This is a genomic window from Marinobacter sp. L-46 (assembly GCF_056859535.1).
On sequence record NZ_JBSXOP010000059.1, the window covers coordinates 1 to 24,822 of the forward strand.

Here is a 24,822-nt window from a genome sequence, read left to right on the forward strand (position 1 = left end):
TTAACTTCCTATGGCTTCCTTCAGACCCCACCGTTGGCCAGTGACGCCCTTGCCAGTCGGATTGTCTTCCCCTCAGTCGGGGTGACGCCATCTTCTTTCAGATGGCCGGGTTTGCCGGCTTCGCCGGGCAAACAAAAAAAAAGAGCCCGAAGGCTCTTTTTTTCAACCGAATCGCCCTGAGGCACTCCGGTTTGTTGGTGGGTCGTGAAGGATTCGAACCTTCGACCAATTGGTTAAAAGCCAACTGCTCTACCAACTGAGCTAACGACCCGTAACTGTTTTGCCGGCCTTTCATCCGGCGAACACCCGCGTTGGTTTCGGGCATTCTGTGTTTGGTGGGTCGTGAAGGATTCGAACCTTCGACCAATTGGTTAAAAGCCAACTGCTCTACCAACTGAGCTAACGACCCAAACGAGGCGCACATATTACTGAATTTTTTTTGGTGATCAACCCCTTTTTTCGGGAATCTTTATATTTTTTTCCTGACTGATCACCGGACAACCGGATCGTTCAATGTGCGATCAACTTCCTGCACTGTCCAGGTATTTTTTAGCCAGGTCTGCGGCAGACGATTGCGGATAACGATCGACCACGCTCTGCATCCGGCGCACGGCTTCGTCTTTCTCGCCCAGCCGATCCAGCGCGACACCCAGCTTGTAGACCGCATCTGGCGCTTTGCGGTGATCACTGTAGCGGGTTGCCACAATCGTGAACGCCTGCTTGGCCTGCTCGGGCTGCGGCTTTGCCAGATAAACCTCACCGAGCCAGTAATAGGCATTCACGGTAAGGTCGCCTTCGGGATACTTGTCGACAAAGTCATACAGCCGGGAAATGGCGGCGTCGTAATCTTTGTCGTTACGGATCAGGCTGATGATCTCGTCGTAGGCCTGTTTCTCGTCCGCTTCCGGAGACCGGTAAACCTTCACCGGCTGTACCGGCTGCGAGCCACTGCCCCCTGAAGCGTCCGAGGCCCCGCCGGAACTTGCGGCAGCAGGCTCCGGACGCGCTTCGATCGCCTTGGAGAGATCCAGGATACGCTGGTCCAGGTCGACGTACCGATCCCGGCCCTGCTGTTGCAACCGGTTAATTTCATGCTGCTGCTCTTCAACCCGGCCCTGCAGGCGGCGAACATCGCCCTGCAACTGCTGGATCATATAGAACAGTTCGGCACTGCTCTGGGAGGAGACATTCGACGACTGTGCGTGAACGACTCCCGCCAGGCCAAGGCCCAGCGGGATCAGCACGGTCGCCATGAGCTGTTTTCTCATGGGCCCGTCCGGTTAATCAGAAGGTTTACTGGAAAATCAACTCTACGCGACGGTTCTGCGCCCGGGCGCTGTCGGAAGTGCCACGTACAGCCGGCTTCTCTTCTCCGTAGCTTACGGTTTCCATCTGGCCACGGGAAGCCCCGTTCACAATCAGGAAACGCTGGATAGCATTGGCACGGCGCTCACCAAGGGCCAGGTTGTACTCCTTGGTACCGCGGTCATCGGCGTGGCCTTCCAGGCGAACCTGCTGGCGCGGATTGTCGGCCAGGTAGCGGGCGTGGGCAACCAGCACGTCACGGGCTTCCTGCTTGATTTCGGAAGTATCGAAATCGAAGTAGAAGGTTGTGATATCACGCAGGGCCTGCTGCTCGGCCTGCTCACGGGCAGCCTGGCGCTCTTCGTCGCTCAGAACACCGGAGGAAACGCCATCGCCATCGTCGCCACCATATACCGTAGAGCCGTCATCACCGCCGACAGCCTGGACGTCAGAACCGTAGACTTCGTCTTCCATGTTTTCGCCGGTGGAGCTACAGCCTGCTACCAGTCCGGCAGAAAGTACCATAGCGAACACTTTTGTTGAGAATGACAGTTTCATACTTCCTTTCCCTCTTTTTGAGTTTGCTTAAATCAGTTTTTCTGCCCGCGCTAACAGCCTCAGCGGGTGATCGGCCCCCAGGCCGGTTCTCTTACATCGCCATCGGCCGCAGGCAGGCTGTAGGCCGCACCGCCGTCGGCAGAAACAACGGTCAACACGCTGGCTCCGTTCTGGCCGGTGGCATAGATCAGCAGTCGGCCATTGGGCGACACACTGGGTGATTCATCCGATTCGGTGCGGGTGATAATGCTTTCATCACCGGTTTTCAGGTTGGTGCGGGCAATGTGGAATGCCCGGTCCCGCTGGTGCACGTAATACACGTACTCACCCTTGTTATCCGGCCGAGGCCGTGCGTTGTAACGACTGCCGAAGGTGATCCGGCGCGGCTCGGCACCCGGGCGCTCCATGAAGTAGATCTGCGGGCCACCGGAACGGTCCGAGGTAAAGTAAATGCCCTTGTTGGCATAGTCCCAGGCCGGCTCGGTGTCGATGGCCCAGTGGTTGGTCAGCTTGGTGGTTTTCCGGCTGGCCAGGTCCATCTGGTAGATTTCCGCATTGCCGTCACGGGACAGGGTCATCAACAGGGACTTGCCGTCTTCCGACCAGGCCGGGGCCGAGTTCAGGCCGGAGAAATCCGCTACCTTGTCCCGCTGTCCGGAAGACAGCTCGTGCACGTAGATGGCTGGCTTGCCAGTTTCGAACGACACATAGGCCAGCTTCTTGCCGTCCGGCGACCAGGCCGGGGACAGAATCGGCTCACGGCTTTCCAGCCGGATTTTTGCCCGCTTGCCGTCCACGTCACTGACCTGGAGCCGGTAACGCATCTGGTCGTCCTCACCGCTCACCGTCACATAGGCGAGCTTGGTGGAGAACACGCCCGGCTCTCCGGTAATGGCTTCGTAAATGCGGTCGCTGATGTGATGCGCCAGGGTGCGGACGCTGCCAACACCGGCAGCTGCGGTCTCACCCAGGATCCGCTTCTCCTGGTTTACATCAAACAGTTCATAGCGGGCCTGAACCCTGTCGCCACTGCGGGTCAGTTCGCCTACCAGCACATAGCGCTGGCCGAGCATGCGCCAGTCCCGGAAGTACACATCCGAACCCTTCGATGGCAGGCTCAGCATTTTCGAGGGTTCAAGCGTGCGGAACTCACCGCTCATGGTGAGGTCGCCCTGTACGATACTGCTCACCTTGTCGCCCGGCGGCATGGCGCCGCTTTCGGCAAACGGCACAACCGACACCGGAATGGCCGAGTTCGCCCCTTCGGTTATCCGGATCAGCAGCTCGGCGCTGGCGTTACCTGCCGACAGCATCATCGCTGCCAGCCAGCCGGTCAGGAGCATTTTCACGGTTGTTTTATGGCAACTCGTTTTTTGTGTCATATCAGTCCCTGGCCTCACCGCAGGCGTTGCGGATTGAATTCAATCGTAAACTGGCGGAAGTACCGCTCGAAAGTATCCCTGTCGTCCGGTACCGGGTAGCGGTTAAGCGAGCGGGCCGCACCCAGCGCCGAGTTATCGAATGCTGTATTACCACTACTGCTGACCAGCCGCACATTGGCGAGTTCCCCGGTCGGCAACAGGGTGATCTGCAGCCTGGCCACCATGTTCTCTGTGGCGGAAGACGGCGGATACCAGGCCTGGCTCAGACGGTCCCGAATCAGGGCCTGGTACTTTTCGCTGTCACTGAGCATCCGGGCTTCCCGGGCTCGTGCCGCTGCTGCCTCCTGCTGGCGCCGTGCTTCTGCCTCACGTTCCTGCCGCGCCTGCTCAGCCAGTGCTTCCAGCTGCTGTTCTTTCAGGCGGCGCTCGGCTTCTTTGCGTTTGCGCTCTGCCTCTTCCCGGGCTTGCTGTTCCTGGCGCTGGCGTTCGGCCTCCTCACGGCGGCGCTGCTCTTCTTCCGCCTTACGCTTAGCCTCTTCGCGGGCACGCTGTTCCTGCTCGGCTTTCTGGCGAGCACGCTGCTTTGCCTCGGCTTCCGCTTTCTGGCGGGCGGCTTCTTTCTCGCGAGCCTGTTGCTCGGCCAGCTCCCGGGCTTTCGCCTCCTGCTGTTTGCGCTCCTGCTCTCGCTTGCGAGCCTGCTCTTCGGCCTCTTTGCGCCTGGCTTCTTCCTGTTGCCGCTTGCGCTCGGCTTCCGCTTGCTGCCGCTCTTTCTCTTCCTGCAGGCGACGCTCTTCTTCCTTGTCTCGCTGATCCTGCTCGTCGACCACCGGGCTGGGTTTGGGCTCGGGGCTTACCAGCCTTGCCGAGATACTGCGGGGCTCCGGTTCCTGTACAGGATTGGTCCACGACCAGCCTGCCAGGGCAATCACCAGAAGCAACACATGCAGCACCACCGATAACACAACCGGCGACTTCCACGGTGGCGTATCGGTACTGATCGTTTCCCGTTCGTGACCTGTCACAACTCGTTCGCCACCTTGTTACGGGTTAGTGTCGGGCATGTCTGTGATAAGTCCAACGCCACTGGCGCCGGCCGCCTGCAGTGCCGCCATCAGGCGCACCACAACACCGTAATCCACAAACTCGTCCCCGCGTACCATGATTTCACTGTTGGCCCGCTGGGAAAGAATCTTCGCCACCTGGTCGGTCACTTCGTCCAGCGACATCGGATCGCCGCCACGATCACCCACTTCCAGGTAATAGGCGCCATTGGCATCCACCGACACGGTAATGGATTCCACGTCTTTGTCCTGCTGGATCGGGTCAGACGTGGTCTCCGGCAAATCCACCATCACCCCCTGGGTGAGCATCGGCGCCGTCACCATAAAGATCACCAGCAGCACCAGCATTACGTCAATGTAGGGCACCACGTTGATTTCCGACATCGGCCTGCGCCGCTGCTGGGGCATCATTCCCATGCCTTTCATACCGCTTCTCCCCTTTGCCCGGTGTCAGCCATCAGCCTGCGGCCTGGTCGTTGTTGTGAACCCGGCGATGCAGGATGCTGGAGAATTCCTCCGCGAAGGTCTCGTAGTTCTTCAGCAAGGCATCAGACATAGCTGCGAACCGGTTGTAGGCAATAACCGCCGGAATCGCGGCAAAAAGACCCATGGCGGTGGCGATCAGAGCTTCGGAAATGCCCGGCGCAACCGTAGCCAGGGTTGCCTGCTGAACCTGCGCCAGGCCCCGGAAGGAGTTCATGATGCCCCAAACGGTACCGAACAGGCCCACGTAGGGACTGGTGGAACCCACCGTAGCCAGGAACGGCAAATGGGTTTCGAGCCGCTCCTGCTCCCGGGAGAAGGCCACCCGCATGGCGCGCTGGGCACCTTCCATGACCGCATCTGCGTCCCGGCTTTGCTGGCGCAGGCGGGAAAATTCCTTGAAACCGGACCGGAACACCGCCTCCATGCCGGAGTACGGCGTGGGGTCTGAGCTTACTTCCTTGTACAGCTGGCCCAGGTCCATGCCAGACCAGAACCTTTCTTCAAAGGCCAGCTGCGCACGCTTGGCCTTGCGAAACACCTGCAGGCGCTGAAAGATTAAAGCCCAGGACATAACCGAGGCTGCCACCAGCAGCAACATAACCAGTTGCACCAGTACCCCGGCGTTCGCAATCAGATGCCAGACTGAAAGTTCCGCTTCCACTATCTACTCCCGACCAAGTTTATATTTTTCAATTCGTTACGCGGAGTTCTTAAGAATCTCCAACATGTTTTCCGGCAAGCGGCGGGGCTTCCCGGTATCCAGTGCAATGCACGCCACCCGCACTTCTGCCTCACACAATAACTCCCGGCTCTCCGCCTTCAGTACCTGCTGGCGAAAGCTCATCCATACCCGGGACGATGCCACCGGCTCGGCAGTAACCAGCAGCTGGTCATCCAGCTTTGCCGGCGTCCGGTAATGGATGTTCATGCGCTGCACTACGTAGCTGATGTTGTCCTCAAGGCCAGCCCGAAGGCCCACACCCCGGCTGCGAACCCATTCGGTTCGTGCCCGCTCCATGTAGTGCAGGTACTTGGCGTGGAAAACAATACCACCGGCATCCGTATCTTCTATATACACCCTGATAGGTAGTTCGAAGATATTCGGGCTGTTCTCAGTCAAAACGATCTTCCTCCCTACCGGATTTCGGCGGCACCACACCGAAATGCTGGTAGGCGTTGGAGGTCACCATACGCCCCCGGGGGGTGCGCACCATGTAGCCTTGCTGGATCAGGAACGGTTCCAGCACATCCTCGATGGTGCCCCGCTCCTCGCTGATTGCTGCCGCCAGGCTCTCTACGCCCACCGGCCCACCATCAAACTTTTCGATCATCGCCAGTAACAGGCGGCGGTCCATGTGATCAAAGCCCTGGCTGTCTACTTTCAGCATATTCAGGGCCTGGTCGGCGATATCGGCGGTGATATGACCGTCTGAACGCACTTCCGCGAAGTCCCGCACCCGGCGCAGCAGCCGGTTGGCAATCCGTGGTGTGCCCCGGGAGCGGCGGGCAATCTCGAAGGCACCGGACTCATCAATTTTCACTGACGACAGGCGGGCCGAACGGATGATGATGTGGGTAAGGTCCTGGGTGTTATAGAACTCAAGCCGCTGCACAATGCCAAAGCGATCCCGCAACGGCGAAGTCAGCAGGCCGGCACGGGTGGTGGCACCCACCAGCGTGAACGGTGGCAAGTCCAGCTTGATGGAGCGGGCGGCCGGCCCTTCTCCGATCATAATATCCAGCTGGTAGTCTTCCATGGCCGGATACAGCACTTCTTCAACCGCAGCGCTCAGGCGATGAATCTCGTCGATAAACAGGACATCGCCTTCTTCCAGGTTGGTGAGCATGGCGGCCAGGTCGCCGGCTTTCTCGAGCACCGGTCCGGAGGTGGTCTTGATAGACACCCCCATCTCGTTGGCAATGATGTTGGCCAGCGTGGTTTTACCCAGCCCCGGCGGGCCGAAGATCAACACGTGGTCCAGGGCTTCCTGCCGGGCACGGGCGGCAGAAATGAAGATCTCCATCTGTTCACGGACACTGGGCTGGCCAACATACTCGGATAGCAGCGTAGGCCGGATGGCCCGGTCCTGCACTTCTTCGTAGTCTCCGGCTGTCGCCGATATCAGTCGGTCCGATTCAATCATGGCATTATCCGCTTGCTGGGAATAAACAACGTGCCCATTGGTTGCCCCTGAATTCCAGGTTGCACCAATTGTACAAAGGGCTTGGTTCGAGTCACGTTACGCTCTCTACACAATAGTGTCATGGAGCGACACAAAAAAGCCGGGACATCACCCGGCCGGTATCATGTTCTTCAGGGCAAGCCGGATCAGCATTTCGCTGGTCATCTCCGGCTCGGCTACCTTGCTGATGGCCTTTGCCGCTTCCTGGGGTTTGTAGCCCAGGGCAATCAGGGCCGCTTCTGCTTCGTCCCGCGGGTCCGGGCCTGTTGGCGAGTGGTTGCCTGGGCCACCGGATGCAGCCGGGGTGTCCGGCATCGTCGGCACAAACTGCCCTTCCAGCTGGCCGATACGGTCCGCCATCTCGATCAGCAGTCGCTCTGCAGTCTTTTTGCCGACACCGGGCAGTTTCACCAGGGCGTTGACGTCTTTCACTTCCACGCAGCGGATAAACTGCTGCGCATCCAGGCCAGAGAGTATGCCTACCGCCAGCTTGGGGCCTACACCGTTAACCTTGATCAGCAGGCGGAACAAATCACGGTCGAGCCGTGAGGCAAAGCCGAACAGGCTCTGGGCATCTTCCCGCACCGCAAAATGGGTGTGCAGGGTGACTTCCTGGCCCGCATCCGGAAGATGAAAAAACGTGGTGTAGGGAATGTCGATTTCGTAACCCAGGCCGGAGCATTCCACCAGAACGTGCCCCGGCGCCTTCTCCAGCAATTTTCCTCGAATACGACCAATCAAAGCAGGACTCCTGTAGCTGTTGCCAGCCGGTTATTGTTGTCGCACACGCCCGCTACGCACCTTGCCACCAGACCGTGCCAGCTTCATGACACTCTGGTTCATATGGGCATGGCAAAGGGCAATAGCCAGGGCATCGGCAGCATCGGCCTGGGGCTTGCGGGACAACCCCAGCAGCGCCTGTACCATATGCTGCACCTGGGACTTGTCCGCACCACCGGTACCCACCACCGCCTGCTTGACCTGCCGGGCCGAGTACTCGTGTACCGCCAGACCACTGTTGGCAGCACTGACAATGGCGGCTCCCCTGGCCTGCCCCAGTTTCAGGGCGGAATCCGGGTTGCGGGCCATAAACACCTGCTCGATGGCAAATTCTTCAGGGCGATACTCGCCAATGAGAAGCGCAAGGCTTTGGAAGATGGTTTGCAGACGCTCGGCCATGGGCTTTTCCCCCACCCGGATGCAGCCGCTGTCGATGTACTCGATGGTGCGACCTTCCACGCGGATGATGCCATAACCGGTAATTCGGGAACCGGGGTCTACCCCCAGGATGATTGCCATCCGTCTGCCCTCGGAAGTGGGAGAGTTTGGCCAGGCCGGAGGTGGCGCACCACCTCCGGCATTGTGCCCTTACTCTTTGTCTTCTGCCTTGTTGCCTTCAACGGCCTTGGCAGAGCGGCGCAGGCGGATGTGCAGTTCTTTCAGCTGCTTTTCATCAACCTCGCCCGGCGCCTGGGTCATCAGACAGGTGGCGCTCTGGGTTTTCGGGAAGGCGATGACATCGCGGATAGACGAAGAACCGGTCATCAGCATCACCAGGCGATCCAGGCCAAAGGCCAGACCACCGTGCGGCGGGCAACCGAACTTCAGGGCATCCAGCAGGAAGCCGAACTTGGCGCGGGCTTCTTCCTCGCCAATGCCGAGGATGCGGAATACGGCTTCCTGCATTTTCTCGTCGTGGATACGGATGGAACCACCACCCAGCTCGGTACCGTTCAGAACCATGTCATAGGCACGGGACAATGCATTCGCCGGGTCTGCGGCCAGGTCTTCCGGGCTGCAGGACGGTGCGGTGAACGGGTGGTGGATAGCCGTCAGGCCGCCGTCCGGCAGTTCTTCGAACATCGGAAAGTCCACAACCCACATCGGAGCCCACTCGCAGGTGAGCATGTTCAGGTCGTGGCCAACCTTGATGCGCAGGGCACCCAGGGCTTCGTTCACCACGGTAGCCTTGTCGGCACCGAAGAACACGATGTCGCCGTCTTCTGCGCCCACGCGCTCCATGATAGCCAGGGCAACGTCATCACCCAGGAACTTAACAATCGGAGACTGCAGGCCTTCTGCGCCCTTGGCCAGCTCGTTGACCTTGATGTAGGCCAGGCCTTTAGCGCCATAGATACCAACAAACTTGGTGTAGTCGTCAATCTGCTTACGGGTCAGCTCGGCACCTTTGGGCACACGCAGGGCGGCCACGCGGCCTTTCGGGTCCTTGGCGGGGCCGGCAAACACCTTGAAGTCGACACTTTCAACCAGGTCGCCCACGTCTTGCAGCTCGAGCGGGATACGCAGGTCCGGCTTGTCGCTGCCGTAGCGCTGCATGGCCTCGGAGTACGGCATGCGCGGGAATTCCGGCAGGTCGACATCCAGCACGTCTTTGAACAGTGCACGGATCATGTCTTCGTTCAGCTTCATCAGGGCCTCTTCATCAATGAAAGAGGCCTCGATGTCTACCTGGGTGAATTCCGGCTGACGATCGGCCCGCAGGTCTTCGTCACGGAAGCACTTGGCAATCTGGTAGTAACGATCAACGCCGGACACCATCAGCATCTGCTTGAACAGCTGCGGAGACTGGGGCAGCGCGAAGAAGGAGCCTTCGTGGGTACGGCTCGGCACCAGGTAGTCGCGGGCACCTTCCGGTGTGGCACGGGTCAGGATGGGGGTTTCCACATCCATGAAGCCGCGGCTGTCCAGGAAGTTACGGATGTAGCTGGTTACCCGCGAACGGAAACGCAGGCGGTTGATCATTTCAGGACGGCGCAGGTCGATAAAGCGGTAGCGCAGGCGAACGTCTTCACCAACGTCTACATGCTCATCCAGCGGGAACGGAGGCGTGGCGGCGGCGTTCAGGATGGTGACTTCCTTGCCCAGCAGCTCCACCTGGCCGGTCGGCATGTTGTTGTTTTCGGTACCTGCCGGGCGACGACGCACGCGGCCGGTTACTTTAACCACAAACTCGCTGCGAACTTTCTCTGCCAGGGCAAAGCTTTCCGGGGTGTCCGGGTCGACAACCACCTGGGACATGCCATCCCGATCCCGCAGATCCAGGAAAATTACCCCACCGTGGTCACGGCGGCGGTGTACCCATCCGCAGAGTGTAACTTCCTGATCAATGTGAGATTCGTTGATCCCACCGCAATAATGACTGCGCATATCGGTTCCCGTTACGTTTAATGTGTACGTTTGACTTTGAATTCTGGGCGATCGGCGCCCGCATCAGGTGGGGGAAAGGCCTTCCGAAAAACGCTCGAGACATCCCTGTGCGCTTCTGCTCCGCCATCCATGGCTCCGCAAATTTTCGGAAGGCCTTTCCCCCACCTGACGCTATTGTGTTCCCGACCTCAAAGATGTTGGGCCGGCACAAATGAAAGCCGCTCATTATAAACATATTGGGATTGAAAATCAGGCGTCAGGCACCGCAAATCGGGGGTAAAGGTGACTATCAAAAAACCGGGGGCTAGAATGCATGGTTTGACCGGCGGATGGAGTTGTAAGTTGGCCACCAGAGCGGAACAGAAACAGAAAACCCGGCGGGCGCTAATGGATGCGGCCCTGGCACAGCTGAGCGCGGATCGGGGCTTTGGCAGTCTCAGTTTGCGGGAGGTTGCCCGGGAGGCCGGGATTGCGCCAACGTCGTTTTACCGGCACTTTGCCGAGCTGGATGAGCTGGGGCTGGCATTGGTGGACGAAGGCGGTGTGGCGCTGCGACAGCTGATGCGGCAGGCCCGCAAGCGGATTGTGCGCGACGGCAGTGCTATTTCTACGTCGGTGGATACGTTTATGGAGTATCTGGGCAATAACGCCAATCTGTTCCGGCTGATGCTGCGGGAGCGTACCGGGGTGTCGAAGCCGTTCCGGACGGCGGTGAAGGCGGAGATTGATCACTTCGTGACGGAGCTGGCCGATGATTTGCACCGGTTTGCCGAGGAGCAGAACAAGCCGCTGGCGGATGCCCGGCTGGTGGCCGAGTCCATGGTTACCCTGGTGTTCAATCAGGGCGCGGAAGCGCTGGATGCCACACCCAAAGAGCGGGAGGAGCTGAAAGCCAAGCTGAAGACGGAGCTTCGGATGATTCTGGTAGGTTCCCAGACCCTGGCGCAGTGGCAGCAGGGCCGGGAGTAATACCAAAGAGTACTCAGGCCAGTTGCTGGAGCAGCGGCTTGAGCTTTGCCTTGATCTGTTCCAGTTCGCCGTCCTCGTAGCGAACCGGCGGCTGCTTACCCCATACCGGGCCCGGCCAGGCCGGGTCGCCTTCAAAGCGTACGATGTGGTGCAGGTGAAGCTGCGGCACCATGTTACCCAGCGCCGCCACGTTCATCTTGTTGCCACCGAAGATCTCCATCATGCCCTGGCTCAGGGTCGACGATTCTTCCAGCAAACGCTGCTGCTGCTCTTTGCCGAGCCGGTAGATCTCCCGAATATCCGGCACCGCCGGCACCAGGATAATCCAGGGCCAGGTGCGGTCGTTCATCAGCAGGATTTCGCACAGTTGGCTGCACCCCAGGTTATGGGTGTCTGCCGCCAGACGTTCGTGTAGCTGGAACATCACCTGCCCTCCCCGGCTCAGAGCGCCGAATGGAACTGGTTACGGCCGCGGCCGATGGCGTAGTAGATCAAACCATAGCGCTCGAGCATTTCCGGCTCGTACAGGTTACGACCATCAAAGACCACCGGATGCTTGAGGGTGTTGGACACCACGTCGAAATCCGGGGAACGGAATTCTTTCCACTCGGTGCAGATGGCCAGGGCATCGGCGCCTTTGAGGGCCTGCTCCTTGGTACCGCACAGGGTCAGGCCATCCTGGTCACCGTAGATACGCTGGGTTTCTTCCATGGCTTCCGGATCGAAGGCCTGCACGGTGGCCCCGGCTTTCCATAGGTCTTCCATCAGGGTGCGGGCCGAGGCTTCACGCATGTCGTCGGTGTTCGGCTTGAAAGCCAGCCCCCACAAGGCAATGACTTTACCCTTCAGGTCGCCCTGGAAGTAATGGCTGATCTTGTCGAACAGCACGTGCTTCTGGGCGTAGTTCACCGCTTCTACGGCATTCAGCAGCTTGGATTCGTAATCACAGTCTCGGGCGGTGCGGGCCAGGGCCTGGACGTCTTTCGGGAAGCAGGAGCCGCCGTAGCCGCAGCCGGGATAGATAAAGTGGTAGCCGATACGGGGGTCGGAACCGATACCGCGGCGCACTTCCTCGATATCCGCGCCCAGGCGCTCGGCCAGGTTGGCCACTTCGTTCATGAAGCTGATCTTGGTGGCCAGCATGGCGTTGGCGGCGTACTTGGTCAGCTCGGCGGAACGGATGTCCATGAAGATCATCCGGTCGTGGCTGCGGTTGAACGGGTAGTAAACTTCGCGCAGCAGGTCCGCGGCTTGTTCGCTATCGGTGCCCACCACAATCCGGTCCGGCTTCATGAAGTCGTTGATGGCCGCCCCTTCTTTCAGGAACTCCGGGTTGGAGACCACATCGAAATCCAGCTCCAGGCTGCGATGATCCAGCTGCGCACGAACCGCCGCTTTCACCTTGTCGCCGGTGCCAACCGGTACGGTGGATTTGTCCACCACCACCTTGTAATCATCCATGTACTGGCCGATGGACTTGGCCACGGCCAGCACATATTGCAGGTCGGCAGAGCCGTCTTCATCCGGCGGCGTGCCCACGGCGATGAACTGCAAGGTGCCGTGCTTGACGGCTTCTTCAGTATCGGTGGTAAAGGAAAGGCGGCCCGCTTCGACCGTGTGCTTGACGATGTTATCCAGGCCCGGCTCATAGATGGGGATCTGGCCGTTCTTCAGCTTTTCGATCTTGCCCTGGTCGACATCCATGCACAGCACGTGGTGCCCCACGTCCGCCAGGCAGGCACCCGTCACCAAGCCAACATAACCGGTTCCGAAAATCGTGATTTTCATGTAACTGTTCCTGAATTTCGTTGAAAAGTGCGTCAATCAGCGGCTTTTTTCTGCAGCCAGATCTTTTCCCAGGCCAGCGCGGTGCGCACGATGGTATTGAGGTCATCGTAATCCGGCTGCCAGCCCAGAACTTTCTTGATTCGCGTGTTGTCGGCCATCAAGGCAGCCGGGTCTCCGGCGCGGCGGCCGGTTTCGGTGACCGGGAAATCCACACCGGATTCCTGCTTTACCACATCAATCACTTCCCGCACGGTAAAGCCGCGGCCGTAGCCACAGTTCAGCACCTGCGATTCCCCGCCTCCGGCCATATAATCCAGCGCCATCACATGGGCCTTGGCCAGGTCTTCCACGTGGATGTAATCGCGGATGCAGGTGCCATCGCGGGTTTCGTAATCCGTGCCGAAGACGCTCATGCCCTCGCGCTGCCCGGTCACGCACTCGCTGGCCACCTTGATCAGGTGAGTCGCTTCCGGCGTTGCCTGGCCCAGAAGTCCTTCGGGGTTAGCACCGGCCACGTTGAAGTAGCGCAGAATCACATAGTTCAGGCTGCTGGCCGCGGCCAGGTCCATCATCATGCGCTCGCTCATCATCTTCGAAGCACCGTAGGGATTGATGGGCGCCAGCGGGAGGTCTTCGGTCAGTACCGTTTCTTCCGGCATGCCATACACAGCGGCCGTGGAGGAAAACACCATGTAGGGAACCTGGTGGCTTTCCACCGCTTTCAGCAGGTTCAGGGTGTTGCGGGTGTTGTTGCTGTAGTACTTCAGCGGATTACTGACCGATTCCGGCACCACAATGTTCGCGGCAAAATGCAGGACCGCCTCAAACTTATGCCGGGCGAAAACCGCCTCAATCGCCTGCTCGTCCGCCAGGTCGCCCACCACCAGCTCGCCGGCAGTGACCGCCCAGCGATAGCCGGTGGACAGGTTATCAAATACCACAATGTCGTGGCCTGCTGCGGCCAGCTGCCGGACCACATGGCTGCCGATATAACCGGCACCGCCGGTGACAAGTACTTTCACGTAGAATTACTCCTTCCCTGAATTCTGTTTACGCCGCCGTCGAATCTCGGCCCGCCGCCGGCTGAAAAAATCGCTGATAATCTGGCCGCACTCGCCTTCCAGAACCCCGCCTTCTGCATCCACTTGCCAGTTAAGGTGGGCTTCGTCCAGCGTGCACCGGGCAGATTCAACCGCGCCCGCTTTGGGCTCGCGGGCACCATACACAAGACGACTGATGCGGCTGTGCACAATGGCTCCCACGCACATGGTGCAAGGCTCAAGCGTGACGTATAAGGTTGCCCCGGTCAGCCGGTAATTTCCTACCCTGGCGGAGGCGTCGCGCAAGGCCCGAATCTCCGCATGGGCCGTGGGGTCACAACCGGTAATGGGTGCATTGTAACCCACGCCCAGCTCCTGGCCATGACGGACAACAATCGCACCAACGGGCACTTCGCCTATCGAGGCCGCCCGTTCCGCCAGCACCAGTGCACGAGCCATCCAGTATTCGTCATTCTTTGGTAATTCCGACATAAACGCGGCTCTGCTGATAGCGCCTTATACAACTACGATAGTGGCCAACCCCGAAAGCGCCACGAAAATACCATTATTCGCCTTCTTAACCAAGCGACGGCGCCGGGCACGCCCTCACCAGAAGAAGGATCTTCAGTCTTTAAACTGCCATACATTTTCCCCACTCACTGCCTATAATGACATGAGTCAGTTTCAATCAGCGCAGTCTATGCAAGGCTATCGTTGCCCAGGCTGGCAGTGGCAGCCTTGCACCCTTCAAGGAGAGAACGTTATGAAAGCACTGGTATTTCACGGACCAGGAAAGCGCAGCTGGGAAGACAAGCCACAGCCTGCAATCGAGAAACCCACAGATGCCGTGGTGCGCATCACCCATACCACCATTTGCGGCACCGACCTCCACATTCTGAAAGGCGATGTGCCAGCGGTCACGAAAGGCCGTACTCTCGGCCACGAAGGCGTGGGAGTGGTTGAAGAAGTTGGTGACGGTGTAACCAACATCAAAGTTGGCGATAAGGTGTTGATTTCCTGCGTCACCTCCTGCGGCCGTTGCGACTACTGCAAGCGCGGCATCTATGCCCATTGCCGGGACGGCGGCTGGATTCTGGGGCATTTGATCGATGGCACCCAGGCCGAGTATGTACGCATCCCCCATGCCGACAACAGCCTGTATCCCCTGCCTGCAGGCATGGACCCGGCTGCTGCGGTGATGCTCAGCGACATCCTGCCCACAGGACACGAGATTGGCGCTCTCAACGGCGAAGTCAAACTGGGCGACACAGTCGCCATCATCGGCGCCGGCCCCATCGGACTGGCCGCCGTAATGACCTCCCGCTTCTACTCACCTTCGCGCATCATCATGATTGATCCGGACGAGAACCGCCTGGCGATGGCCAAGATGCTGGGGGCCACAGACACCATCGCCAGAAATCCGATCGAAACCATCAAAGAACTGACCAACGGTGAGGGTGTAGACGTCGCCATGGAGGCGGTCGGTATACCCGAGACCTTCGATATCTGCCAGAGCATTATTCGCGCCGGCGGCAACATCGCGAACATCGGTGTACACGGCAAGAGCGTGGAGTTCCGGCTGCAGGACCTATGGATCAAAAACATCACGGTGCGCACCGGCCTGGTAAGCACTAACACCATTCCGGTGTTGATGAAGGTGGTCGAGAGTGGCGATGTGAAGCCTGCTGACCTGGTCACTCACCGCCTCAAACTCAATGACATCGAAAAAGCCTACGACATCTTCAGCCAGGCGGCGAAGGAGAAAGCGGTCAAGATGTTGCTGACCGCCGAATGACGACCTGAAAACGAAAAAAGGCGGCAAGCATTTCTGCTTGCCGCCTTCTGATGCTAGTCAGCCCTGCCCCCTACTCCCACTCAATGGTCGCAGGCGGCTTGGAAGAGATATCGTAGGTAACCCGCGAGACGCCGGAGATTTCGTTAATGATCCGGTTGGATACGGTTTCCAGCAGTTCGTACGGGAGCCGCGCCCAGCGTGCTGTCATAAAGTCCACGGTTTCCACGGCACGGATCGCGATCACGTATTCGTAGCGGCGGGCATCACCCACTACACCCACGGATTTCACCGGCAGGAACACGGCAAAAGCCTGGCTGGTTTTGTGGTACAGGTCCGCGCGGTGCAGCTCTTCCAGGAAAATGGCATCGGCGCGGCGCAGGATCTCGGCGTACTCTTTCTTTACTTCGCCAAGGATACGAACGCCCAGACCCGGCCCCGGGAACGGGTGGCGGTAGACCATGTCGTACGGCAGGCCAAGTTCGAGGCCGATCTTGCGGACTTCGTCCTTGAACAGCTCGCGCAGCGGCTCCACCAGTTTCATCTTCATGGTTTCCGGCAAGCCACCCACATTATGGTGGGACTTGATAACATGGGCTTTACCGGTTTTGGACGCAGCGGATTCAATCACGTCCGGATAGATGGTGCCCTGGGCCAGCCAGTTCACATCCTTGATCTTCGCGGCTTCAGCATCGAACACATCAATAAAGGTATTACCGATGATCTTGCGCTTCTGCTCCGGATCGTTCTCGCCCTTGAGCTTGGACAGGAACAGGTCTTCGGCATCGGCACGGATAACCTTTACGCCCATATTGCTGGCGAACATGTCCATCACCTGGTCGCCTTCGTGCAGGCGCAGCAGGCCATTATCCACGAACACGCAGGTCAGCTGCTCACCAATGGCCTTGTGCAGCAGCGCGGCGGTGACCGAGGAATCAACACCGCCGGACAAGCCCAGCAGCACCTTGTCGGAACCCACCTGCTCGCGAATCTGGCGAACGGCATCGTCAACGATCTTGGCCGGGGTCCACAGAGCCTCACAACCGGAGATGGTCAGGACAAAGTGCTCGAGGATGCGCTTACCCTGCAGGGTGTGAGTGACTTCCGGATGAAACTGAACGCCGTACAGGTTGCGGCTCAGGTCCTGCATGGCGGCAACCGGTGCGCTTTCGGTGGAGGCCAGCAGCTCGAAGCCTTCCGGCATGGCGACCACTTTGTCGCCGTGGCTCATCCATACGTCCAGCAGGGAATCACCAGCCGGCGTCAGATGGTCGGTAATGTCTGCCAGCAGTGGGCCCTTGGCACGAACCTTAACCTGGGCATAACCGAACTCGCGCTTCTCGGAGCTGGCCACCCGGCCGCCGAGCTGCTCGGCCATGGTCTGCATGCCGTAGCAAATGCCCAGAACCGGGATACCCTTGTCGAACAGGCCTTCCGGAGCACGGGGACCACCCAGCTGGGTTACCGACTCCGGACCACCGGCCAGGATGATGCCTTTGGGATTGAACTCGGCGAGTTCTTCGTCTGTGATATCAAAGGCCTTGATCTCGCAGTAAACCCCGATTTCCCGAACGCGACGGGCAATCAGCTGGGTGTACTGGGAACCGAAATCAAGAATCAGGATACGGTGGTCGTGAATGTTCTGAGCCATGGAGTCCTCGGGCTTTAAAAAAACAACGCGGCCCGGAAACCGAGCCGCATCAGATCAGGCTGAATTAACCGATGCGGTAGTTCGGCGCTTCCTTGGTGATGGTCACGTCATGAACGTGGCTCTCACGCATACCGGCATTGGTAATCCGCACAAATTCAGGCTTGGTACGCATGTCGTCCATGGTGGCGCTGCCGGTGTAACCCATGGAGGCACGCAGGCCGCCAACCAGCTGGTGCACGATGTTACGCATCGGGCCCTTGCAGGCAACACGACCTTCGATACCTTCCGGAACCAGCTTTTCAATACCTTTGCTGGCGTCTTGGAAGTAACGGTCGCTGGAGCCCTGCCCCATGGCACCCAGGGAACCCATACCACGGTAGGCCTTATAGCTACGACCCTGGAACAGTTCAACTTCACCCGGGGCTTCGTCAGTACCGGCCAGCAGGCTGCCAACCATCACCGCGTGGGCGCCAGCGGCAATGGCCTTGGCGATATCACCGGAGAACCGGATGCCACCGTCGGCAATCAACGGCACACCGCGCTCTTTCAGGGCAGCAGCTACATTGGAAACCGCAGAAATCTGAGGTACGCCAATACCTGCCACAATACGGGTGGTGCAGATGGAGCCGGGGCCAATACCAACCTTCACGGCATCTGCGCCTGCGTCGGCCAGGGCGATGGCTGCGGCGGAAGTCGCAATATTGCCACCAATCACCTGCACATCCGGGTAGTTCTGCTTGACCCAGCGAACCCGGTCAATCACACCCTTTGAGTGGCCGTGGGCAGTGTCTACCACGATCACATCTACACCGGCTTCGGCCAGTGCGGCAATACGGGCTTCAGTGTCGCCACCGGTACCCACCGCAGCACCAACACGCAGACGGCCCTGCTCGTCTTTACAGGCCAGCGGGTAATCCTTGGCCTTCTGGATATCTTTAACAGTAATCAGGCCGCGCAGCTGGAAGTCGTCGTTTACCACCAGCACTTTCTCGATGCGATGGCGGTGCAGCAGCTCTTTCACATCTTCAAGGCTGGCGCCTTCTTTGACAGTCACCAGCTTGTCTTTCGGCGTCATGATATCCCGCACCGGGGTATCCATGCGGCTTTCAAAGCGGATATCACGGCCGGTAACGATACCTACCAGGTCGTTGCCATCCACCACCGGCAGGCCGGAGATGCTGTTGGCCATGGTGATATCAACCAGTTCCCGCACGGTGGTGTCCGGGTTAACGGTAATCGGGTCTTTCACCACACCGCTTTCGTATTTCTTGACCTTGCGTACCGCAGCAGCTTGCTGTTCAACCGTCATGTTCTTGTGCATGATGCCAATGCCGCCTTCCTGCGCCATGGCGATCGCCAGCTCAGCTTCGGTTACCGTGTCCATGGCCGCTGATACCAGCGGAATGTTCAGGGTGATACCTTTGGTCAACTGGGTTTTCAGCTCAACCTGGTGAGGTAGAACTTCCGAGAATCCGGGAACCAGGAGAACGTCATCAAACGTGAGGGCTTCTTCGGCAATACGCAGCATTTGGGTCCGCCTTTTGAACATGCTAAGTTTGGAATTTCCCCGCTGCACCCGCGGCGGTGCAACAAAGCAAAATCCTTAATCGATCTATTATAAAGTGGTGACAGAACACAGTAAACCGCAGGGTTTTTGCGGTTTGGTTGCATCTTTCTGAATTTACGTTATTTTTGCCTGTCACCTTCGGCTATTGCGTATGAAAAAACCGGGAGCCCGCCCTTTGATACCCCCCTATCCGGACACCCGCCCAAGAGCACTGAGCGTTTCCGAACTCAATCATCAGGCCAGGCACCTGCTCGAATCCAGCTTCATGCAGGTGTGGGTGGAAGGCGAATTGTCCAGCTTTTCCCGGCCATCGTCCGGCCACTGGTACTTTTCGCTGAAAGACCAGAAATGCCAGATCCGCTGCGCCATGTTTCGCGGGGCGAACCAGCGTATTCGCACCCTGCCGAAAGAAGGCGACCAGATCCGCATTCGCGGCAAGGTGACCCTCTACGAGAACCGGGGTGACTTCCAGATCATCGTAGAACACCTGGAACCTGCCGGCCTGGGGCCGCTGCAGCAGGCATTTGAAGCCCTGAAAATGAAACTGCAGGCCGAGGGCCTGTTCGACCCGGCCCGTAAAAAGCCCCTGCCCGTTACCCCGCGCCATATTGGCGTAGTCACATCACCCACCGGCGCAGCCATTCACGACATTCTCACCGTGCTGGCACGGCGTTGCCCGGCCATTCCGGTCACGCTCTACCCCACGGCCGTTCAGGGCCAGGCTGCGACGGCCGACATTGTGAACGCCATCGATCGCGCCCAGCGCCACGGCGTGGCGGATGTGCTGATCATTGGCCGGGGCGGCGGCTCGCTGGAGGACCTCTGGTGCTTTAACGAAGAAGCCGTCGCCCGGGCGATTGCCGGATGCTCTATTCCCACCGTCAGTGCAGTGGGCCACGAAGTGGACGTTACCATCGCCGATTTCGTGGCAGACCTTCGGGCACCCACCCCCTCTGCCGCAGCGGAAAAAATCTCGCCGGATCAAAGCCAGTGGCTGCGCCGCCTGGCTGAACAGCAACTCCGGCTGGGGCAATCCGCCCGCCGCTTGCTGCTCCGGCTAGACCAGCAACTCGGCCACCTGGCCGCAAGGCTTCGGGACCCGCGCCGGGAACTCCAGGACAAAGCCCAGCGCATGGACGAGCTGGACATGCGCCTGAACAAGGCCATGAACCTGAAGCTGCAGCAACAGCAGCTTAAAACCGGACACCTGGCCCAGCGCCTGGGCACCCAATCGCCAGCAAAAACCCTGCAAACTGCCGGGGAGCAGGTGCAGCGGCTGAATGAAAGGCTGAACAAAGCCATTCGCCAGAACCTGCGGCAGCAGCAGGAAAAGCTCAAGTTGAACGCCCAGACCCTGAATGTGGTCAGCCCGCTGGCCACCCTTGGCCGCGGCTACGCCATCGTGCGGGATGACAAGAACCGCATCGTACGGAGTGCCGATCAGCTGTCAGCCGGCCAGGCCATCAGCGCCCGCTTTGGACAGGGCAACGTGTCGGCAGAGGTGACGAAAGTCAATTCCGTCACAGAATAGGCCCGGAACCGATCAAAACTACGCCTATGGTCTAGTAGCCCCCTTTTTCAAAGCCCCTACAGTTGTAGCCATCAACCCTAAAACAAAAAACGATACAACTGAGGTGGAGCACATGAGCTACAACGCCGAATTCCGTCGGTCGATTGATCAGCGGGACGACTTCTGGCGCGACCAGGCGCAAAACATCGACTGGATCGAGCCACCCAGGACCATCTGGCAGGCCAAGGATAACGGCCACGGCGAATGGTTTCCCGATGGTGTACTCAATACCAGTGACGTAGCGCTGGACGCCAACATCCGCGCCGGCCGCGGCGACCAGACCGCACTGATTTACGATTCTCCCGTTACCGATACCCGCCAGACATTCACCTACAACGAACTGCGTGACGAAGTGGCCAGCTTTGCCGGCGCCCTGCGTGATCGCGGTATCGAAAAAGGCGACCGGGTAATCATCTATATGCCGATGATCCCCCAGGCCGCCATTGCCATGCTGGCCTGCGCCCGCCTTGGTGCCATCCACTCTGTGGTGTTCGGCGGTTTTGCCGCCCACGAACTGGCAGTACGGATTGAAGACGCCAAGCCCAAGGCCTTGCTGACGGCCTCCTGCGGCATCGAAATCACCAAGGTGATCGAATACAAGCCGCTGGTGGATAAAGCCATCGAGCAATCCAGCCACAAGCCGGAATTCTGCGTGGTCTACCAACGCCCGCAGGCAAAGGCAGACATGCAGGACGGTCGGGACTTTGACTGGAACACCATTTCTGCCGCAGCCAGCCCCGCAGACCCGGTACCGGTTAAAGCCAATGATCCGCTGTACGTGCTGTACACCTCCGGCACCACCGGCAAGCCCAAGGGCGTGGTAAGGGATAACGGCGGCCACGCCGTCGCCCTGAAATACAGCATGGAACTGGTCTATGACGCCAAGCCCGGAGATGTGTTCTGGGCGGCCTCGGACGTCGGTTGGGTGGTTGGCCACAGCTATATTATCTACGCGCCGCTATTTACCGGCTGCACCACCATCCTCTATGAAGGCAAGCCGGTACGCACCCCGGATGCCGGCGCTTTCTGGCGCGTGGTTGAAGAACACAAGGTGAACATGCTGTTCACCGCTCCGACTGCCTTCCGCGCCGTGCGCAAGGAAGACCCGGAGGCGGACCAGCTGGCCAAGTACGATGTGTCTTCCCTCAAGCGTATCTTCCTGGCCGGAGAGCGACTGGACCCGCCCACCTACGAATGGCTGAAGGAACACACCGGCCTGCCGGTGCTGGACCACTGGTGGCAGACCGAAACCGGCTGGGCCATTTGCTGCAACCCGGTGGGCATTGAAATGATGGCCACCAAACCCGGCTCCGCCACGGTACCCTCCCCCGGCTTCAACGTTCAGGTGGTGGATATGGGCGGCCGCCAGGTACCCGCCGGCGAGCAAGGCCAGATTGCCGTTAAATTACCGCTGCCACCGGGCTGCCTGATGACCGTATGGGGCGACGACGAGCGCTTCCTGAACAGCTACCTGCGGCCCATCGAAGGCTTCTACAGCTCCGGCGATGGCGGTTTTATTGACGATGACGGCTACGTGTTCGTGATGGGCCGTACCGACGACGTGATCAACGTGGCGGGCCACCGCCTGTCCACCGGCGAAATGGAAGAAGTGGTTGCCTCTCACCCGGCCATCGCCGAATGCTGCGTGGTAGGTGCCCACGACGATATGAAAGGCCAGATCCCGGTCGGCCTGGTACTGATCAAGGACGGCGCCACCATCGACCAGGACGAGCTCGAAGAGGAACTGGTGGAAATGGTGCGGGAGAAGATCGGTGCTATCGCCTGCTTCCGCCGCGCTATTGTGGTGGAAAGGCTGCCGAAAACCCGGTCAGGCAAAATCCTGCGGCGGGTAATCCGGCAGATCGCCGACGGTGAACAGTACAACGTACCCAGCACCATCGACGACCCGGCAATCCTGGAAGAAATCAGCGAAAAATTCGGACGCTGATCCGGCCCCACCCTACCGTAAGAAAACCCATCAAGGCCTGCTCCCGACGGAACAGGCCTTGATGTCATTTTAATTACAACTCATTGTTTTTTATCAACAAAAACAAGAAAATCAATCTTCAGAAAATAATTGACGCCCCACAAACTCGGTCTATACTGAAAATTGCTGTGAACCTCTGCAGCGGTATTTGGCGAATGCGTTCCAACGTCCTGCCCCGGCTTTTCGTTGCCCCTTCCTCAGTACGCTCCGGATGTTTCAGCTCATAACTGCCTAAGTGCAAAAATGAAGGTCCCGTGAGGGCAAATTTCAGTAAGACAGGAAAGATCGATGTCCGATACCAAAACCGGCCACGTGAAGTGGTTCAACGAATCCAAGGGCTTTGGCTTCATCGCCCAGGAAGGCGGCAGTGACGTTTTCGTTCACTACAGTGCAATCAACTCAAACGGTTTCCGTACCCTGGCTGAAGGCCAGCAGGTACAGTTTACCGTTACCCAGGGCCCGAAAGGCCCGCAGGCGGAAAACGTAACCCCTCTGTAAGGGCGCGTGTTTCCCGCCGGATGCCCCTCACGGGCAGACGGAAAACAAAACGGCCGGCAAATTTGCCGGCCGTTTTGCGTTCTGGCTTGATCGCCGGAGTCTTCAGGCGGTTTCAGTCGGTTCCGGCGCCTTGGCTGCCGGCATTTCCGTACCTACGGCCTGGGCCACAGCAGAGAACAGGGCCTGCAGGGTCGCCGAGGTGGTGTCTTCCGCCAGGGCCGCAGCGCTGCAGTGCTGGCCATTGGCCGTCAGGCGGATACACGCCAGTGCGTTGGCGTTGGTGCCCTCACCCAGCGCAAACTCGTCATAGGCCTCTACGGCGACGGTTACACCAAAGCGCTTGGCCAGACCGTCCGACACCGCTTCTACTGCACCCAGACCACGCCCTTCAAGGGTAACCGGTGCCTTCTCGCCACCTACAACCACTTCTGCGCGCACGCCATCTTCGTCCCGGTGCAGGTCATACGAACGCAATGACCAGTCACCGTACACCTTCAGATAGCGGTCTTCGAACAACCGGTGAATGGTGTGGGAATCGATCTCGCCACCATTGGTTTCGGCCTCACGCTGCACCACCTTGCTGAACTCGATCTGCAACCAGCGCGGCAGGGTAATGTCATAGTCCCGCTCCAGCACGTAGGCAACGCCACCCTTACCGGACTGGCTGTTGATGCGCACCACTTCTTCGTACCGGCGACCCACGTCGAACGGGTCGATCGGCAGGTAGGCCACGTTCCAGACGTCGCCTTCCTTGCGCCGTGCCAGACACTTGCGAATCGCATCCTGGTGACTGCCGGAGAAGGCGGTAAATACCAGCTCACCTGCATACGGATGGCGCGGATGAGTGGAAATCTCGGTACAGGCTTCCACCACCTCGGTGATTTCCGCCATGCCGGACAAATCCAGGGTCGGGTCGATGCCCTGGGAGTACAGGTTCATGGCCATGGTCACCAGGTCCATGTTACCGGTGCGCTCACCATTGCCCATCAGGGTACCTTCCACCCGGTCAGCGCCGGCCATGACACCCAGCTCCGCGGCGGCAACCGCACAACCCCGGTCATTATGGGTGTGCAGGCTGATGCTGATGTGCTCGCGGTAGCGAATGTTCTCGCAAATCCACTCTACCTGGTCGGCAAACACGTTGGGCGTGGACATCTCCACCGTGGCCGGCAGGTTGATAATGACCGGCTGGCCCTGGTCCGGACGCCAGACGTCGGTGACGGCATTGATCACTTCCGCGGCAAAGTCCAGCTCCGTGCCGGTAAAGCTCTCGGGCGAATACTGGAAGGTCCAGTCGGTATCCGGGTGGCGAGCCGCGATTTCTTTCACCAGGGTGGCGCCATTTACGGCAATCTCGCGGATACCGTCACGATCCAGGCCGAACACCTGCTCCCGCTGCACCGTAGAGGTGGAGTTGTACACGTGCACAATCGCCTGCTTCGCACCTGCCAGCGCTTCATAGGTGCGCTCGATCAGTTCCGGGCGGGCCTGGGTCAGCACCTGGATTTTCACATCCTCAGGAATGCGGTTTTCCTCGATCAGCTTGCGGCAGAAATCGAAGTCCGGCTGGCTGGCCGCCGGGAAACCGATTTCGATTTCCTTGAAGCCAAGCTTGACCAGCAAATCGAACAAACGCTGCTTCTGGGCAACGGACATGGGCTTGATCAGGGACTGGTTACCATCCCGCAGGTCAACGGCACACCAGGTGGGGGCTTTTTCGATAACCTGGTCGGGCCAGCGGCGGTCTTTCTTGGCAACCGGCTTGAAGGCAACGTATTTACGATGATCAAAGGCCATATCTGACAATTCCTTTCACG

23 protein-coding genes and 2 tRNA genes are annotated in these 24,822 nt (G+C 59.1%); 5 read left to right on the forward strand and 20 right to left on the reverse strand.

Going from position 1 to position 24,822, the window contains the following annotated elements; translation table 11 throughout:
- Positions 1-195: 195 nt before the first annotated feature.
- The 13 genes from AC13DJ_RS08855 to aspS all read right to left on the reverse strand — a co-directional run bounded on the left by AC13DJ_RS08855 (position 196) and on the right by aspS (position 10,143).
- Positions 196-271, reverse strand: a tRNA-Lys gene (locus AC13DJ_RS08855).
- Between the two features lie 62 nt (positions 272-333).
- Positions 334-409, reverse strand: a tRNA-Lys gene (locus tag AC13DJ_RS08860).
- Positions 410-521: 112 nt separating this feature from the next.
- Entirely contained in the window at positions 522-1,268 is a 747-nt protein-coding gene (ybgF, locus tag AC13DJ_RS08865) for a tol-pal system protein YbgF (protein WP_199457924.1), read from the reverse strand.
- Between the two features lie 25 nt (positions 1,269-1,293).
- Positions 1,294-1,863: a peptidoglycan-associated lipoprotein Pal gene (gene pal / locus AC13DJ_RS08870; protein ID WP_288372260.1), complete on the reverse strand. Its 570-nt coding sequence runs from the start codon at positions 1,861-1,863 to the stop codon at positions 1,294-1,296.
- 59 nt (positions 1,864-1,922) lie between these two features.
- The gene (gene tolB / locus AC13DJ_RS08875; protein ID WP_228285882.1) at positions 1,923-3,206 is read right to left on the reverse strand and encodes a Tol-Pal system beta propeller repeat protein TolB; all 1,284 of its coding nucleotides are present in this window, start codon (positions 3,204-3,206) and stop codon (positions 1,923-1,925) included.
- Between the two features lie 53 nt (positions 3,207-3,259).
- The gene (gene tolA / locus AC13DJ_RS08880) at positions 3,260-4,267 is read right to left on the reverse strand and encodes a cell envelope integrity protein TolA (RefSeq protein WP_199457921.1); all 1,008 of its coding nucleotides are present in this window, start codon (positions 4,265-4,267) and stop codon (positions 3,260-3,262) included.
- Positions 4,268-4,285: 18 nt separating this feature from the next.
- Positions 4,286-4,732, reverse strand: coding sequence for a protein TolR (gene tolR, locus AC13DJ_RS08885; protein ID WP_482933402.1), 447 nt, complete (start codon positions 4,730-4,732; stop codon positions 4,286-4,288).
- 31 nt (positions 4,733-4,763) lie between these two features.
- Complete coding sequence (gene tolQ, locus AC13DJ_RS08890; protein WP_022989106.1) at positions 4,764-5,453, reverse strand: protein TolQ; 690 nt, start codon at positions 5,451-5,453, stop codon at positions 4,764-4,766.
- Positions 5,454-5,489: 36 nt separating this feature from the next.
- Positions 5,490-5,912, reverse strand: coding sequence for a tol-pal system-associated acyl-CoA thioesterase (ybgC, locus tag AC13DJ_RS08895; RefSeq protein ID WP_094624160.1), 423 nt, complete (start codon positions 5,910-5,912; stop codon positions 5,490-5,492).
- Positions 5,905-6,936, reverse strand: a complete 1,032-nt coding sequence (ruvB, locus tag AC13DJ_RS08900; RefSeq protein WP_058340722.1) for a Holliday junction branch migration DNA helicase RuvB — start codon at positions 6,934-6,936, stop codon at positions 5,905-5,907. The genes ybgC and ruvB overlap by 8 nt, the downstream gene beginning before the upstream one ends.
- A gap of 147 nt (positions 6,937-7,083) precedes the next feature.
- The gene (gene ruvA / locus AC13DJ_RS08905; RefSeq protein WP_482933403.1) at positions 7,084-7,716 is read right to left on the reverse strand and encodes a Holliday junction branch migration protein RuvA; all 633 of its coding nucleotides are present in this window, start codon (positions 7,714-7,716) and stop codon (positions 7,084-7,086) included.
- 30 nt (positions 7,717-7,746) lie between these two features.
- Entirely contained in the window at positions 7,747-8,274 is a 528-nt protein-coding gene (gene ruvC, locus AC13DJ_RS08910) for a crossover junction endodeoxyribonuclease RuvC (protein WP_022989110.1), read from the reverse strand.
- Positions 8,275-8,343: 69 nt separating this feature from the next.
- Positions 8,344-10,143 (reverse strand): aspartate--tRNA ligase, encoded by a 1,800-nt coding sequence (aspS, locus tag AC13DJ_RS08915; RefSeq protein ID WP_094624163.1) that lies wholly within the window; start codon positions 10,141-10,143, stop codon positions 8,344-8,346.
- Positions 10,144-10,485: 342 nt separating this feature from the next.
- Here aspS and fabR point away from each other — a divergent pair, with 342 nt between their 5' ends.
- Complete coding sequence (gene fabR, locus AC13DJ_RS08920) at positions 10,486-11,112, forward strand: HTH-type transcriptional repressor FabR (protein ID WP_482933404.1); 627 nt, start codon at positions 10,486-10,488, stop codon at positions 11,110-11,112.
- A 13-nt stretch (positions 11,113-11,125) separates the two neighbouring features.
- Here fabR and AC13DJ_RS08925 read toward each other — a convergent pair whose 3' ends face one another.
- From AC13DJ_RS08925 to tadA, 4 genes are read right to left on the reverse strand one after another with little or no spacing between them, the layout of a single operon-like run.
- Entirely contained in the window at positions 11,126-11,536 is a 411-nt protein-coding gene (locus AC13DJ_RS08925) for an HIT domain-containing protein (RefSeq protein WP_482933405.1), read from the reverse strand.
- Between the two features lie 17 nt (positions 11,537-11,553).
- The gene (locus AC13DJ_RS08930; RefSeq protein ID WP_482933406.1) at positions 11,554-12,900 is read right to left on the reverse strand and encodes a UDP-glucose dehydrogenase family protein; all 1,347 of its coding nucleotides are present in this window, start codon (positions 12,898-12,900) and stop codon (positions 11,554-11,556) included.
- 32 nt (positions 12,901-12,932) lie between these two features.
- On the reverse strand, positions 12,933-13,922 hold the full coding sequence (gene galE / locus AC13DJ_RS08935) for a UDP-glucose 4-epimerase GalE (protein WP_058340718.1): 990 nt from the start codon (positions 13,920-13,922) through the stop codon (positions 12,933-12,935).
- A gap of 6 nt (positions 13,923-13,928) precedes the next feature.
- Positions 13,929-14,432 (reverse strand): tRNA adenosine(34) deaminase TadA, encoded by a 504-nt coding sequence (tadA, locus tag AC13DJ_RS08940; protein ID WP_482933407.1) that lies wholly within the window; start codon positions 14,430-14,432, stop codon positions 13,929-13,931.
- Between the two features lie 271 nt (positions 14,433-14,703).
- On the opposite strand from tadA, the gene AC13DJ_RS08945 reads away from it, so the two are divergent.
- Entirely contained in the window at positions 14,704-15,735 is a 1,032-nt protein-coding gene (locus AC13DJ_RS08945) for a zinc-dependent alcohol dehydrogenase family protein (protein ID WP_058340716.1), read from the forward strand.
- A gap of 70 nt (positions 15,736-15,805) precedes the next feature.
- Here AC13DJ_RS08945 and guaA read toward each other — a convergent pair whose 3' ends face one another.
- Together guaA and guaB are read right to left on the reverse strand one after the other, a co-directional pair.
- Positions 15,806-17,383: a glutamine-hydrolyzing GMP synthase gene (gene guaA / locus AC13DJ_RS08950; protein ID WP_474543573.1), complete on the reverse strand. Its 1,578-nt coding sequence runs from the start codon at positions 17,381-17,383 to the stop codon at positions 15,806-15,808.
- Positions 17,384-17,447: 64 nt separating this feature from the next.
- Entirely contained in the window at positions 17,448-18,911 is a 1,464-nt protein-coding gene (guaB, locus tag AC13DJ_RS08955) for an IMP dehydrogenase (protein WP_022989118.1), read from the reverse strand.
- Positions 18,912-19,101: 190 nt separating this feature from the next.
- Between guaB and xseA the strand changes: the two genes are divergently transcribed.
- The 3 genes from xseA to AC13DJ_RS08970 all read left to right on the forward strand — a co-directional run bounded on the left by xseA (position 19,102) and on the right by AC13DJ_RS08970 (position 23,005).
- Positions 19,102-20,481: an exodeoxyribonuclease VII large subunit gene (xseA, locus tag AC13DJ_RS08960; RefSeq protein WP_474539404.1), complete on the forward strand. Its 1,380-nt coding sequence runs from the start codon at positions 19,102-19,104 to the stop codon at positions 20,479-20,481.
- Positions 20,482-20,593: 112 nt separating this feature from the next.
- The gene (locus tag AC13DJ_RS08965) at positions 20,594-22,468 is read left to right on the forward strand and encodes a propionyl-CoA synthetase (RefSeq protein ID WP_474539402.1); all 1,875 of its coding nucleotides are present in this window, start codon (positions 20,594-20,596) and stop codon (positions 22,466-22,468) included.
- A gap of 327 nt (positions 22,469-22,795) precedes the next feature.
- Entirely contained in the window at positions 22,796-23,005 is a 210-nt protein-coding gene (locus tag AC13DJ_RS08970; protein ID WP_022989121.1) for a cold-shock protein, read from the forward strand.
- 102 nt (positions 23,006-23,107) lie between these two features.
- On the opposite strand, the gene leuA is transcribed toward AC13DJ_RS08970, so the two are convergent.
- Positions 23,108-24,802, reverse strand: coding sequence for a 2-isopropylmalate synthase (leuA, locus tag AC13DJ_RS08975; protein WP_022989122.1), 1,695 nt, complete (start codon positions 24,800-24,802; stop codon positions 23,108-23,110).
- Between the last annotated feature and the right edge of the window lie 20 nt (positions 24,803-24,822).

Bases quoted from the DNA above. Each gene is read 5' to 3' on its own strand.
- tolR (WP_482933402.1), bottom strand. From the start codon at position 4,732: ATGAAAGGCATGGGAATGATGCCCCAGCAGCGGCGCAGGCCGATGTCG.
- guaB (WP_022989118.1), bottom strand. From the start codon at position 18,911: ATGCTGCGTATTGCCGAAGAAGCCCTCACGTTTGATGACGTTCTCCTG.
- tadA (WP_482933407.1), bottom strand. From the start codon at position 14,432: ATGTCGGAATTACCAAAGAATGACGAATACTGGATGGCTCGTGCACTG.
- tolB (WP_228285882.1), bottom strand. From the start codon at position 3,206: ATGCTCCTGACCGGCTGGCTGGCAGCGATGATGCTGTCGGCAGGTAAC.
- AC13DJ_RS08965 (WP_474539402.1), top strand. From the start codon at position 20,594: ATGAGCTACAACGCCGAATTCCGTCGGTCGATTGATCAGCGGGACGAC.
- leuA (WP_022989122.1), bottom strand. From the start codon at position 24,802: ATGGCCTTTGATCATCGTAAATACGTTGCCTTCAAGCCGGTTGCCAAG.
- ruvB (WP_058340722.1), bottom strand. From the start codon at position 6,936: ATGATTGAATCGGACCGACTGATATCGGCGACAGCCGGAGACTACGAA.
- AC13DJ_RS08970 (WP_022989121.1), top strand. From the start codon at position 22,796: ATGTCCGATACCAAAACCGGCCACGTGAAGTGGTTCAACGAATCCAAG.
- AC13DJ_RS08930 (WP_482933406.1), bottom strand. From the start codon at position 12,900: ATGAAAATCACGATTTTCGGAACCGGTTATGTTGGCTTGGTGACGGGT.
- aspS (WP_094624163.1), bottom strand. From the start codon at position 10,143: ATGCGCAGTCATTATTGCGGTGGGATCAACGAATCTCACATTGATCAG.
- ruvC (WP_022989110.1), bottom strand. From the start codon at position 8,274: ATGGCAATCATCCTGGGGGTAGACCCCGGTTCCCGAATTACCGGTTAT.
- AC13DJ_RS08925 (WP_482933405.1), bottom strand. From the start codon at position 11,536: ATGTTCCAGCTACACGAACGTCTGGCGGCAGACACCCATAACCTGGGG.
- AC13DJ_RS08945 (WP_058340716.1), top strand. From the start codon at position 14,704: ATGAAAGCACTGGTATTTCACGGACCAGGAAAGCGCAGCTGGGAAGAC.
- guaA (WP_474543573.1), bottom strand. From the start codon at position 17,383: ATGGCTCAGAACATTCACGACCACCGTATCCTGATTCTTGATTTCGGT.
- ybgF (WP_199457924.1), bottom strand. From the start codon at position 1,268: ATGAGAAAACAGCTCATGGCGACCGTGCTGATCCCGCTGGGCCTTGGC.
- xseA (WP_474539404.1), top strand. From the start codon at position 19,102: ATGAAAAAACCGGGAGCCCGCCCTTTGATACCCCCCTATCCGGACACC.
- pal (WP_288372260.1), bottom strand. From the start codon at position 1,863: ATGAAACTGTCATTCTCAACAAAAGTGTTCGCTATGGTACTTTCTGCC.